Here is a 13,275-nt window from a genome sequence, read left to right on the forward strand (position 1 = left end):
ATTTCTGCTAAGTTTGCCGACTAGCCGACCTGAAGCACCTGATTCAGCTGAGCCAGATGGTGGTTGTCATGCCAGATGAAATCCCGCATAAATTGCGTCACCTCAAAGGGATGCCCGTCCCCGTCCGCATACCGCATCTCGTATGCCGCTTCAGGCAAGGCTTCGATCGCTCGAATCAGTTTCTCCCTTGCGGCTATCGTCTGATCCACCAGCGTTTCTGTCGATAACGTCTTGGCATATTGCCTCGACTCTTCATTGAAAGTGTCATAATCTATATGGCGGACAGTCAAAACATCCCCTGTGGAAATTTTGGAAATGGCTTCATTGTAAAAATACTCATCCCACCGCATGATATGGCACACCACATCACGTACGGTCCATTTCCCCTCTGCCATCGGGGTGCTCCAGAATCCCTCTTCCTGTACCGCGAACTCTCTCACTTTGCCGATCCACGCGGAATACTCATTCAGCAGCTGCTGTTTGTCACTCATATCCATTCTCCTTGTCCATATAAGATTTAATATAGGCGTCAAGTCGATCCTCCGGCCAATGATATATCTGGAGCAGCTCATCATAAGGATCGCCCGTGATACGCAACAGCTTCGCAAAGGCAGGCTCCGTCTTATAACCCGACCTCTTCAGCTCGATAATCCCTTGTCTTGCAGTTTCACCGAGCCGCTTCAAAAGCTTGTATTCGACAATCATATGACGGTAACCATTCTGACTCGTTGAAGGTAATGGCTGTGCAAAAACCTCGAATTCCCATCCTTTGTACCGAAATCGCGCTACCGATCGATCCACGTTGTTGACGGTACGGGATGAGCACGTGAAATTCGTAACATCTTCGATATAACGCGTCTTGAGCTCTCGTTCAAAGCAGGCAAAATCCGTCACATGGCATATGATATCGAGATCGCTTGATTCGATGTCAATCCCGATAGGAATCGTGCCCACCAATATCGGGTTATAGGGTTTCAGATGATCCCATAGTCTAAGCTCGTCTATAACCATGGCTGCTTGCTTCTGTTTATCGGAGCCCAGACGTAAGTATTCCAAGTTAAGAAAATCCATGTTTTCTTGCATAGCTGTCTCCACCTGCCTCACTCCTCTGAACTTACAGGTTAGCGCTCGGTCCACGTCGTCCGAACATAGCCCAGCTTCATGCCGACCGATACCATGTTACGATGGCTCTGTGATAAGAAAGCGCACTGCGAGACAACAAGATCGCACCCTGCAAGCTTCGCCTCCCGTATTCTCCTGCGAAGCAGCTCCAGCTGCAAGCCTTGTCTACGATACTCCGGGAGTGTTGCGGCAAATGTTAGTGACGCTGTCGATTGATTTACGTACATAACGCCAGCTGCAGCCGGCTCATCTTCTACATAAGCCATATAGAAGCTCCATCCCGGCCGTGAATACAATACACGGTTATTCGAGGCTACAGATGGAATTCCTTGATCAGGCAATCCTGTTCCACGGCTATGAACTTTAGCATAATCCTCAAATTCATCTTTGTCTATTGCTCTGATCACAATTCCATTACCTTGCACCCCCTCCAGCTCCTGCGGGTTCATATACATTGAATTATGAAAAGCAGATTGATAGAATCCGCGTTCGGCAAGCGCAGCCAGGAATTCCTGATTTACCAGGCCGGGTACGATTTCGAACTGGAATTTGCGCTCCTTCGATTGATAAAAGTCGATGATATCATCCAAGTTATATAGATCCTCTGAACGCAGTCCTTTCACCGTGTTAAAAGAAAGCCAAGGCATGGTCTTGCTGTATAAGCACAGCGCACGGCCGAAGCGTTTCATTTCGACCCCTTCGGGATTTCCGGTCCGACCTTCGATTGCTTTCATTCGATCCAACATATAATCCGTTTCCGAATCTTGAATTCGTTCGATAAGTTCCTCAGATGGAAGATGCCGCATATTGCCTCCTATGTATTATAGCTAGTGCATTCTTAACTGGATAAATAGAGCCCGAAGATCGCTTACTGATGCTTCGGGCTCTTACTTGCTGTGTATGTTTTATTTCGCGCTGCCCGGCAGATCGCAAGATCCATCGGCGCACATGCCGTCGCTGCTGTCGGAATCATTCACCATCACCAGCGGATTCGCTTCACGATAAGCTTTATCTAAAGCGTCCGTGAACACTTCCAACGGCTGCGCACCGGACACGGCGTATTTGCCTCCCAGCACGAAGAATGGCACTCCCCGAATTCCCAAATTTGCTGCAGCTGCTTCGTCTGCCCTTACTTCGGACTGGAAATCGTCACTCTCGAGCGCGGCCGCAGCCAAATTGCGGTCAAGGCCGACTTCAGCCGCCAGATCGGCCAAGCGATTCTTATCGCCAAGATTCTCGCCGTCTGTAAAGTGTGCACGGAACAACAGCTCCGTCATTTCTTTCATTTTACCATGCCCGGATGCAAAATGAACCAGGCGGTGTGCATCAAACGAATTGGCCGGGATGACGCGATCCATGTGATAAGTCAGCCCGACGCTTGCCGCTTGCTGGGTCACGTTGGCGTTCGCAGCCTTGGCCTGTTCGATACTCATGCCGTATTTGGATGCCAATATCTCGTCCATGGAAACCCCGGCTTTATACGATGCACCGGGATCAAGCTCAAAGCTGCGGTAAACCACTTCAACTTGATCTTTATTAGGGAATTGCTCCAAAGCCGATTCGAAACGGCGTTTACCAATATAACAGAACGGACACATAAAATCCGACCATATTTCCACTTTCATTCTCTTCGCCTCCTAGCGAGCATTAATGCTAACTTACTTATTGTAACCCGCTTTCAGCATGACATCAACACCTCACATGAATATGGGAAGGTCTTGCAAGAATGTTCAGGATACCGAGTACAAGCACGCCGGTTATCTAAGCGGGGGTGTTCTCCTCTAATCTGGCAAGAATCCAATCCGTCACAACCTCAAAACCATGATTTCCCTTCAGGGAACTATTCAACACCAGATCCGCATGCCAACGGGTAGGCTCAACATATTCATCGTGCCTGTATCTCACAAGCTGCAAATATTCCTGAAGCACACTTTCCTCGCTATGCCCCTTTTCTATAAACCACCGGTTTCTGCGAAGCATTCTTTCATCCGCGGGACAATCTACGAACAGCTTCAAATCAAGTGAGTACCGAAGGGATTCGAATTGATACAGGAGAAATCCTTCAATGACAATTATGTCGTATTTGCCATTATGGACGGCGTGATTATAATCCTCGGTCAGACGCTCGATATCGACTGCATCCGGATGGTTAAAATCCTCAAATATTTGATTGGTGAAGGGCGCTTTGGCCAAGGGTCTAATGGACTTATAATATTTATCCATATGGAAGATCGCCACCCGGTACTCGCTTAACCTCTCCTTGAGCTTAAGACTTAGCGTTGTCTTGCCGCTCCCCGAACCTCCGCCAATCCCGATCATTAAAGTCTGCCTATGCTCCATATCCATCCTTTCATCTTCCTCCGTATGTATGTCCAATGTATAGGTTCCATTATTATACAACCGATCCAAGTAAGTTGAAAGGTCCTGCGTTACAGAACAACATCTCCCGTTCCCGCCGTACGATCACAGAAGACAGACCGCGATAATAAAAAAACAGACAGCATAACGCTGCCTGTCACTTGTATTTTTTCCAATCCATCTCGCTATGTTCCAGTAAATATTCAAAATCATTGTCGCGCCGCTTCTGTTCAGCCTTGCGCACAGCTTCCCGTTCCTGCCTTTCCTTCTCAAGCCGCTCGGCTTCATTGGCTTTCAAGGATTCGGTTGTTGCCTTCAACTTCGCCAGAACTTGAGGGTCCAGCATATCCTTTAAAGTCGCGGGTTTATCGGCAGCCTCGGTTCGCGGCAAGGGGGACTTTTGTTTCTTTTTTGCCATGTTCATTCACCTCGATTTGCACATTATTATATCATCTTATGAAGGACCTGGCATCTATATCTGCTTGGTGATAACCACGAAAAAAGAGAGCCTCTCGGCTCTCCTTCTCATTATGTATACTTACTTTGAGGGCGATCGATGGGACTTGAACCCACGAATGCCGGAGCCACAATCCGGTGCGTTAACCCCTTCGCCACGACCGCCATGACAATGAGCAATGGATATGCCCGAGATAATAATTTATCAGATATTTAGCTGTTTGGCAAATTGTAATTTCTTACATCCTATTCTTGATTTCAACGGAAAGAACATACTATACTTACTTGATTCCAACTATCAGATAATAGCGCCCTTATTCGATACAACATGATGATATAAGCACGGGAGGAAGCACATCGATGATCTATCATATTGACTATGTCTCAGAGGGATTGCATGTCATGGGGTATCTTGGTCTGCCGCCGCAACTGCCCCGTTCGGTCGCCCATGAGATGTCCAAAGCGTTCAACGTAATTCACGGCGTTACAATAACCGGCACGCTGGCATGCTCCTTGAACTTGGATCCTGTTTCACACGAACCACCTAAGCCAGTAATTGAGCCTAAGCTTCCTTTGGTCCTGTATTGCCGCGGCGGCATTGGACGGGTTGGCGCTGTAAGGTTGAAGTGGGTTGAAGAATTCGCTGCGCAAGGATATGCCGTGTTTGCTCCGGCCTATCGCGGGAATGAAGGCAGCGAGGGCAGGGATGAATTCGGCGGTGCCGATACGATGGATGTGATCTCCGCAATTGAATGGCTATCGAGCATTTCCTGGATAGATAACCGTCGTATTCATCTGTTGGGCTTTTCCCGCGGTGCAATCAATGCTGCCGTGGCTGCCGCTCTGTCACCACATGTATCCAAAATGATTCTCTGGAGCGGCGTCTCCGATCTGGCACAAACCTACGAAGAACGGATAGATCTGCGCAGAATGATGAAACGCGTCATTGGCGGAACGCCTGCCAAAGTACCTGAGCAGTATCTTCTTCGATCACCGATCCATTATGCAGACCGTATCCGATGTCCCGTCCTGCTTGTCCATGGGACGCGGGACGAGCAGGTTCTGGTGGAGCATAGTTACCGGATGCTGGACAAGCTTCAAGAACAGGGGCACCAGCCGGAAGCCCATCTGTACGAAGGGCTTGGGCATCATTTCCCATCGCCGCAGCATGCAGCGGCGATCAACCGAATGTTCGACTGGTTGAAGAGATAAGTAGAAATTGAGGAGCGCTCCTCTCCTTCTACTTATTTCTCTCCAAGCACATGATTTGTTTGGCATTTCTTCGGCCTAGTTGTGCCCAGCAGCCGTTTCAATCCAGTTTACAGGTCCCGTTCGTAATGGAACTTAACTCACCGTGATTCGATTCAATGATGCTGCGGGAAGCCAGATTGGCTTCATCGCAGGTCAGAAGGACCCGGCTTATGTTCTTCTCATTGGCTTTCTTGACCAACTCCGCCAGCAGCCGCGTGCCATATCCTTTCCTTCGCTCCGACGGCCGGATGACATACCCGATATGTCCCCCTAGCTCTAGCAGATTGTTATTCAAGCGATGTCTCAGCTTACCATATCCTATGGGCTTGTCGTTATCGTATAACCAATATAATACGAGTCCCATGCCTATTCCTCCACTTGAAAGATCGAATCTACAATGACGGGCAGCTGATCCCGTAAGGATACGGCTCCGAATACGGATCTGGCGTGAATTCCTTGATCCCCGAATACCTCAAGCATCAAGTCCGAGAATCCATTCAACACCTTATGATGCTCCTCATAGTCGGTTGTTGCGTTAACAAAGCCTTGCACCTTGACCACGCGCTTCACTTTATCAAGTGATCCCAGCCCTTCTCTTAATACGGCCAGAACTTCAATCCCGGTCAGACGGGCATATTCATACCCCTGCTCTGTTGTGTAATGCTCTCCGAGCTTCCCTCTCGGCTGTCCTGAGGGACCCTTACCTGAAACATACATCAACCCGTTAACGATAACATAGTTGGCATACTTGGCTGCTGGCGAGCCTGCTTTAGGCAGGCTGATACCCAGCTGCTTCAAACGTTCCTCGGCATGAACGGTCATGTGATCACTCCTACAGGAAATATATTCTATCTAAATTTCAACTATTGTATCACGGAATGACCCTTTTACAAGTAAAAAAAAGACCAACCTCACTCTTCGAGGCTGGTCTTAATTCCAACATGTCTGATGTTTAGATCCGGAACGAATAATAAGCATAACGCTCCGCGTTATGAATGGCCTGCCATACGTCCGTCGTCTCAGCGCCCGGATACCAGTAGGCATAACCGGCAATCTGATATTTGGCGGCCATGAGATGTTTCATCGATAAAGAGCGTGATTCCTCGGTCCATATGCGATGCGGAATGCCGCCGCTGTTATAAGCTGCTTCATACTGCGCCACGCTCTCATTCCATGTGAATGAAGCCTTGTTCAGGCGAATGCGATGTCCTTGCTCAGCCAAACTGATGTCCTGCGAGGATACCGACGAAGCGATCTTCCAATCTCTCGTGTACAGCGGATACGCGATGATGCTCTTCTTCGCCGGAACTTGGGTCAGCAGCTTGCTCAGTCCGGATTCGCTCCAAGGGAGCGAGGAAACGGAGCCCGCTTTGGGTGAACCGCCCCAGTGCTGGTCATAACTCATGAGCACCATATAGTCCACTTGTGTGCCAAGGGTTGCGTAATCGAATGCAGCCGTCCAATCCGTATTCAGATCAGGTGAAACATCGATGGATAGCTTGGCTCCGAGCCGCCTCATCTCTATGGATAATTGCGTGATAAAGGCCGTCAGATTCTGGCGGTCCTGAGGCATGACGTTCTCAAAATCAATATTGATTCCGTCCAATCGATACCGGGATACATTCGCTGCAATACGATCAACGACAGACTTCCGGGCCTGAGCGCTGCTCAGTACTTGGTGAGTTCCTTCCGCATTCCCGCGGTTCCCCACCATAGCCCACACCTGCCGACTGTTGTTGCGAGCCCAATTCAACAACTCCTTGTCGGTATGGTCCGTCACCTTACCGTTTGCCTCCATGTAGTACCAGCGCGGTACCAGAACATTCAAGCCGGCCCGTTTGGCATAGGTGATGTATTGCTGGGTCGTACCATTATACAACCAGCCCATATGAACATTTGCAGGAGTTTGAAGGTTAATTTGGGTCAGCACATTTCCCGACTGCAAGACCCGGTCCAGCAGCATTGCCGTCTCTTCCCGGGTGATTGCGTCCTGTGGTCTGAACTGTCCCTTGCTTCCCTGCAGCCAGCCTGTATCCGTCGCTTTACCCACCGCATTCCAAGCCCATTCCGCGATGGAAGCAGAATCCGTATAATAGTTGGTCGTATTTCCGTTGTAGTATCCATTTTCTTTCATAGCACGAATCACCATCACGGCAGCCTCTTGCCTTGTTATGGAAGCATTCGGGTAGAACCGGTAACCATTCCCCTCAACAATGGATAGATTAAGTCCTGCATGAATCCAGCCGTAGTACCATGCGGATTTGGAAACATCCCGAAACGCGGACAAATCATTTGGAACGGGTTCCATCTTGAGCATTCTGGCAATCATGGCAATAAATTCAGCCCGGGTAACCGGATTTCGCGGCAAAAAAGCTCCTGTGCCATCCCCGCTTACGATACCTCTCTTGGCCAGACGCTGGATCGCGTCTTTGGCAAAGCTTGCCGAGATATCGTGAAAATCGGTCGGACTTGGAGCTTGAGCCGCTGATGCCTGAAAATGGCCAAAAAACGATGAAAATGACAGCAGCAAACAAAGTGACAGGAAATATTTCTTCAAAGGGACGCCTCGATTCTATTCTATCATCTGATACCATCAGCATATCAGATGATCATAGAATCAGGCATTATTCATTTCTTGGTAATATTCGCTGCCGGTATAGATTTAACAGGATAAGATTACCGCACCGATCCCTTCTACAACAAGGGAATCCCGGGTTAAACGCGTAATATGCTCTTCGCCAAGCAGAATCTTCCATTCGCCCAGCTCAGGTAAAGCAAGGGAGGACTCTTTCCGTCCGGCATAATAGAGCACAAAGATATGTTTCTCTGGATCACTGCCCGCATGATCACGAAGCGTGAAAGCGACAGCATGCTCAGGACATGGTTCAAACCGAAGATGCTTACGAATCGACGCGGCATCCCTCAATCTGAATGCCGGATGATTCTTCCGGAGCTGAACGAGCCGTTGAATGTATTTCACTCCATCCTGGTGCTCCGATGCCATACCCCAGTCCAGCCGATTCACTTCATCACTAGCATTATAGCTGTTCTCCACTCCGTTCTTGGAGCGGTAATACTCTTGACCGGCGTGCAGGAAAGGGATTCCTTGACTGGTTAGAATCATGGCCGATGACAGCCGGTGCATATCGCGACGTGTCGCATCATTTTCCCCTTTGGTCGACAGCATAATTTTGTCCCATAGGGTATGGTTATCATGGCACTCCACGTAATTTACGCACTGATCCGGCTCAGAAGCAAACGCCTTAACATCTTTGGAATACGGGATGCCGCCCACGATGCCTTGCTTCACTTTATGAAGTAATCCACTGCCGCCGCTCACAAAGCCTTTATATTCAAAATGAAAAATATCTCCTTTAACCGCATCACGGAAACCGTCGTTAAAATGCGCGATTCGAGGCATCATGGCTGCTTGCTGCTGATTCGCTCGCTTCTTCTCATCCAGCTCGGTATTCATGACCCAGCCTTCGCCGATCGTGATGATCGACGGATCAATCTCGTCCAGGCGCGTCCTGATTTCATTCATCGTCTCCACATCCAGCAATCCCATCAAGTCAAATCGGAAACCGTCAACCCGGTACTCCTTCACCCAATGCAGAACGGATTCCACAATGAATTTCCGCATCATCGGACGCTCGGATGCCGTGTCGTTACCGCACCCGGATCCGTTGGAAAATTTGCCGTCCTTCGTATAACGCAGGTAATATCCGGGTACCAGCTTCGTGAAATTGATCAGATACCCGTCATATACGTGGTTATACACCACATCCATAATGACCCGTAGCCCTTGATCGTGGAATGTCTGAATCAACTGCTTCAATTCACGAATCCGAACTTCCGGCACATACGGATCCGTAGAATAAGAGCCCTCGGGAGCATTGTAGTTCTTCGGGTCGTATCCCCAATTGTACTGCGGCTCATGAAGCCTGGTTTCATCCACGCTTTCCGTCGCAAAATCGTAGATCGGGAGCAGTTCTACATGCGTAGCCCCAAGCTCAACAATATGATCAAGCCCTGTACGAATCCCTCCGGGACCTCGGGTACCTGTCTCCGCCAGACCTTTAAACTTGCCTCTATGCTTCACTCCGCTGTCCGGATGAATGGTGTAATCACGAACATGCAGCTCATAGATCACGGCATCTAGAGGGCTAGGAAGCGGCGGTTTGTCTTCTGTCCAGTGCTTAGGATCGGTCGAGGCCATGTCCAAGATGTAAGCACGATCTCCATTGACGCCTACTGCAGCAGCATAGGGATCGACAGCTTCGTTCCATTGATCCCCGATGAGTACCTGGTAGGTGTAGAACATGCCTTGAAGATTCTCACCTACTTTCAGCAGCCAAGTTCCCTTCACATCACGAGTCATCGCGAAACGACGGGCTTCTGCTGACTGCCAATCCGGATACAGCAGAATGTATGCCTCGCTAGCCGTCGGTGCCCACAGTCGAAACGTGGACTCTTCAGGTTGGTAGGTTAAACCCAGATCCGTTCCATCATAATAAAATAGCTTGTCAAATTCCTTATCAAAGACGGAGACTCCCCCGGTTACCGCGGGATCTCCGTAGTGAATAACAGCGTTGCTTTTTTTTTGTACCGACAAGATGTTCACTCCTCATGTATGCTTCCTATCCAATTGTATCCGTTCAACTTCTTCTTCCGTAATGGTACGGTTACCATATCGGGCTTCCTCGTAAAGCTCAATCAAGGATTGTGGAATACGATCCTTCCGTCCGTTCCATTCCTTAAGATCGCTTTCGGTTTCCCGCGGCGTTAGCGATGCTTTCCAATTATAGCCTTCCCTGATACTTCGGGAAAGTATCATCCGATACATTCGGCGAATTTTCTCATTCAAATGCTCCGATCCTTCTCCCGCCCGAAACTTTCCGCCGATACGAATACCGGACAACATCCGTTTTAGTCGTTTGGATGCCGGGTCGTGTTCAATATTCTCCACTTCATCTTCATAACCTAACGAGGGCTGAACGTTCTGTCTGTTCATCCTCCTGTTCATCCATGCAGAGAATCTTCTATACAGCTTAGGCAGTACTTTGCCAAACCTGAATAGAAGATACAATATCCCGATCCCGATCACGGTGAACACGCCATAGATCAGCACTTGCTCCAATACCTTCATCCATGGGCTCGGCGGCTTGGTTTCTTCATCAAGAAACGACATTTCGGGAGGAGGCTCCGACGACAAAGGCGGTTCCGGAGTCTGCTCTGCACCGGGGCTGAACCATCCGGAGATCCATGCAGCGATCCCTCTCGCCATATCAGAGACCCACTGCTGCAGCTGCGGCAAAAAAGCGACCACCGCAACCAGAAGCAGCAATACGAGGATAAACCAGCGATTGTAGCGCAGAACCCGCCGTTCCAACACGGGCTGATCGTTGCCTGGCAGTGTTTCATCCAACACCAACTGCCGATTGACAAGCAACAGAGTCAATCCTAACGCCGCTGCCCCCATCCAGGTCAGAGAGGATATACCACCCTGGAATGAATCCATAAAACTTAATATAAAACTGCTGACCCCGAACAAAATCAATCCTATTAAGAAATACGTCCCCGGAAACATCAGATTCCAGCTTGCCTGCTCCATTCGGCTGCCACGATAACTGGAAATAAATATAAGGGGGATGAAATAAGCAAGGGTAATATCAACGCCTACAAATGCGATGGCTGCCGTAATGGAAACCAGGCACGCCCATAAGGTTGCCTTAAACTGACGGTCCAGCTTGAACCATCGCACACCTGTGTAGCCAAGTAAGTACCCGCCTAATACTAGGGCAGGCCATACCCATCGGTGCGATTCAGGCAGCAGATAGAATGCCGGAATAAAGAGTACCGGAAAATAGAGCACGCATTCCACGAATCCCTGCAAGAACGTTTTTATAAATCCAGTGTCTCGAGAGGTCATGCAGACACCTCCTTCGCAGGAGACGGCGCTTCACCGAGAGGAAATACCTGAATCGTGTGCCCATGGTCCCGAAAACGCTGAAACATCTCTTCCAGCCTGGGGCTGACGTAAGTACTTAGAATGAGGATATCTCTAGCCTCTTCATGCCGGGACAGTTCAGAGGCCAAATAATCATGAAAAGAAGCCTTTCGGGTAAGCTCCAGTCTCGCCAGCATTTCAAATATTAGATGCTGCTGTGTCATGCCGCCTGCAACCGGGACGAATGCTTCATCGGTTGAATCCTCGCCAAGCGTTCCGTTTGTCCCCATTCCGATCTCCATGCCCTGCGATAATAAATGAGCTGTAATACCCGCTGCCAGACGGATGCCATACTCGATCGGCTCGGGCCGCGTCGCTTTGCTCCACATCTGCTCATGATCTTCTATATTCAGATAGATTAAGAGTCGGCTGTCCGCTGTGGTATCCCGCCTGTGGACCTGCAAGATGCCCGTCCGTGCGGTCGCTTTCCATTGAATATCCTTCAGCGGATCGCCGTCCCGATATTCGCGCACGCCCGATATCAGGAAAGGATCCTCCAAGATCCATCTTCGAACCAGCATTTCGCCCATCCAGGTCTGGACCGGGAGCGCCATATCCGACACATCCATCGGCATCGGGTACACGATAATGCCGCCGGACAACGTCTTGCTCTGGACAATCGACTCCATTCCGACCAGATCCCCCGTCGTCATCGATACCGTACCCAGCTTGTACAGACCTCTGCGCTTAGCGGTAATCCGATGTCTGCGAAGGATCTTGGTCCATGGCAGAAGACTGAAGAAGCTCTTGTGGTTCTGATTGAATTGCCCCTCACTGATATCCAGGTTCAATTGATTATCAAATGCCAGCCCCGAGCGGAATTGGGATTCTACCCTTAACCAGGGCACAGGCAGCGCTTTGCGGTTCTCAATGATTTCGATTAATTCCACGGAATCTCCCTCATAGCAGGTCGACACCTTGAAGGAACGGCTGTAGTTCAGCTTTTTGAGTGCCGTCCGTTTGAAAATCTTGCCCTGCACAACGATGACCACAGCGGCGATTAACAATATCCAATAGGCTCCCATCGCCATCCGCCCCCTACGACGAAATGCCTTCTTCTGTCGGTACGGGAACCTGCTGCAGCAGCCGTTCGATCACTTCTTCCGCTGCGGCCGCACCGCCGCGGCTGTGGAGCGTCCCTCGAAGCTTCAGCCGATGCGCCCATGTCGGCACAGCCAATTCCTTCACATCATCAGGGGTAACAAACTCCCTGCCCTTCAGGACGGCTTGTACTTGCACCGCCTTCAATAAGGCTTGGCAGCCCCTTGGGCTTACGCCCGAGGCAACCGCCTCATCCCGTCTTGAATGCTCGGAAAGCGCAACGATATAGGATAATATCACATCACTGACATGTACTTTGCTGACAATATGCCTGGCTTGTACAATCCGCTCAGACGTTGCAATCGCCATTAGAGACTCCAAGGGTTGATCATCTTTAAATCGCTTCAGAATATTCACGCTTTCCTCTGAGCTAGGGTATCCCATATTCAGTTTGAACAGAAAGCGGTCCAGCTGCGCCTCCGGCAGTGGAAACGTTCCTTGCTGTTCCAGCGGATTTTGTGTCGCGATCACCAAAAACGGCTCTTTCAGCTGATGGGTTACTCCGTCAATGCTGATCTGGCGTTCCTCCATGCACTCCAATAAGCTGGACTGCGTACGAGGTGTCGCCCGGTTGATTTCATCGGCTAGAAGGATATTCGTAAACAGAGGACCCGGACGGAATTCAAACGTCGCGGATTGTTGATTATAGAAGTAGATGCCGCTCAGATCCGACGGCAGCAAATCCGGCGTGAACTGTACTCTCTTAAACGTGCAATCAATCGACTTCGAGATGGATTTGGCCAGCAATGTCTTGCCTGTGCCCGGCACATCCTCCAACAGAACATGACCAGAAGTGACCATGGCAATAAATAGTCTGTCAATCAGCTGCTCTTTACCTACCATAACTTTGGAAACGTTTGCTCGAATGTCGTCGGCAAGACGGCGAACGCCATGATAATCTATAGTAATTGTAACCACTCCTTATGTAGTTTAACTTTACAACAAAGTTCGTCATGACATCCCATAATTCCTGTTAT

At 49.6% G+C, this 13,275-nt stretch carries 14 protein-coding genes and 1 tRNA gene; 1 reads left to right on the forward strand and 14 read right to left on the reverse strand.

What is annotated here, in order from left to right; translation table 11 throughout:
- Window positions 1–20: 20 nt before the first annotated feature.
- The 7 genes from AC0VZ8_RS20520 to AC0VZ8_RS20550 all read right to left on the reverse strand — a co-directional run bounded on the left by AC0VZ8_RS20520 (window position 21) and on the right by AC0VZ8_RS20550 (window position 4,101).
- Window positions 21–491 carry a DinB family protein gene (locus AC0VZ8_RS20520; protein ID WP_475484241.1) on the reverse strand — a complete coding sequence of 157 codons (471 nt, stop codon included), beginning with the start codon at window positions 489–491 and terminating at the stop codon, window positions 21–23.
- Window positions 484–1,083: a DUF4269 domain-containing protein gene (locus AC0VZ8_RS20525; RefSeq protein WP_475484242.1), complete on the reverse strand. Its 600-nt coding sequence runs from the start codon at window positions 1,081–1,083 to the stop codon at window positions 484–486. The genes AC0VZ8_RS20520 and AC0VZ8_RS20525 overlap by 8 nt, the downstream gene beginning before the upstream one ends.
- Before the next feature lie 38 nt (window positions 1,084–1,121).
- A complete protein-coding gene (locus AC0VZ8_RS20530; RefSeq protein ID WP_475484243.1) occupies window positions 1,122–1,928 on the reverse strand; it encodes a GNAT family N-acetyltransferase in 807 nt (268 codons plus the stop codon).
- 99 nt (window positions 1,929–2,027) lie between these two features.
- Window positions 2,028–2,747, reverse strand: a complete 720-nt coding sequence (locus AC0VZ8_RS20535) for a DsbA family oxidoreductase (RefSeq protein WP_475484244.1) — start codon at window positions 2,745–2,747, stop codon at window positions 2,028–2,030.
- Window positions 2,748–2,883: 136 nt separating this feature from the next.
- Window positions 2,884–3,468, reverse strand: a complete 585-nt coding sequence (locus tag AC0VZ8_RS20540) for a uridine kinase family protein (protein WP_475484245.1) — start codon at window positions 3,466–3,468, stop codon at window positions 2,884–2,886.
- Between the two features lie 169 nt (window positions 3,469–3,637).
- Entirely contained in the window at window positions 3,638–3,898 is a 261-nt protein-coding gene (locus AC0VZ8_RS20545) for a YqkE family protein (RefSeq protein ID WP_071220257.1), read from the reverse strand.
- 130 nt (window positions 3,899–4,028) lie between these two features.
- A tRNA-His gene (locus tag AC0VZ8_RS20550) sits at window positions 4,029–4,101 on the reverse strand.
- Between the two features lie 195 nt (window positions 4,102–4,296).
- Here AC0VZ8_RS20550 and AC0VZ8_RS20555 point away from each other — a divergent pair.
- Window positions 4,297–5,148, forward strand: a complete 852-nt coding sequence (locus tag AC0VZ8_RS20555; RefSeq protein WP_475484246.1) for an alpha/beta hydrolase family protein — start codon at window positions 4,297–4,299, stop codon at window positions 5,146–5,148.
- 97 nt (window positions 5,149–5,245) lie between these two features.
- On the opposite strand, the gene AC0VZ8_RS20560 is transcribed toward AC0VZ8_RS20555, so the two are convergent.
- From AC0VZ8_RS20560 to AC0VZ8_RS20590, 7 genes are all read right to left on the reverse strand, one after another.
- Window positions 5,246–5,551: a GNAT family N-acetyltransferase gene (locus tag AC0VZ8_RS20560; protein WP_475484247.1), complete on the reverse strand. Its 306-nt coding sequence runs from the start codon at window positions 5,549–5,551 to the stop codon at window positions 5,246–5,248.
- 2 nt (window positions 5,552–5,553) lie between these two features.
- On the reverse strand, window positions 5,554–6,009 hold the full coding sequence (locus tag AC0VZ8_RS20565) for a RidA family protein (RefSeq protein WP_071220255.1): 456 nt from the start codon (window positions 6,007–6,009) through the stop codon (window positions 5,554–5,556).
- Between the two features lie 130 nt (window positions 6,010–6,139).
- Window positions 6,140–7,744: an S-layer homology domain-containing protein gene (locus tag AC0VZ8_RS20570; protein WP_071220254.1), complete on the reverse strand. Its 1,605-nt coding sequence runs from the start codon at window positions 7,742–7,744 to the stop codon at window positions 6,140–6,142.
- Between the two features lie 105 nt (window positions 7,745–7,849).
- A complete protein-coding gene (pulA, locus tag AC0VZ8_RS20575; protein ID WP_475484248.1) occupies window positions 7,850–9,802 on the reverse strand; it encodes a type I pullulanase in 1,953 nt (650 codons plus the stop codon).
- 12 nt (window positions 9,803–9,814) lie between these two features.
- Window positions 9,815–11,119 (reverse strand): DUF4129 domain-containing protein, encoded by a 1,305-nt coding sequence (locus tag AC0VZ8_RS20580; RefSeq protein ID WP_475484249.1) that lies wholly within the window; start codon window positions 11,117–11,119, stop codon window positions 9,815–9,817.
- A complete protein-coding gene (locus tag AC0VZ8_RS20585; RefSeq protein ID WP_194543458.1) occupies window positions 11,116–12,222 on the reverse strand; it encodes a DUF58 domain-containing protein in 1,107 nt (368 codons plus the stop codon). The genes AC0VZ8_RS20580 and AC0VZ8_RS20585 overlap by 4 nt, the downstream gene beginning before the upstream one ends.
- Window positions 12,223–12,235: 13 nt before the next feature.
- A complete protein-coding gene (locus AC0VZ8_RS20590) occupies window positions 12,236–13,216 on the reverse strand; it encodes an AAA family ATPase (protein WP_071220250.1) in 981 nt (326 codons plus the stop codon).
- Between the last annotated feature and the right edge of the window lie 59 nt (window positions 13,217–13,275).

Source organism: Paenibacillus sp. QJM3NY_38 (assembly GCF_056173265.1).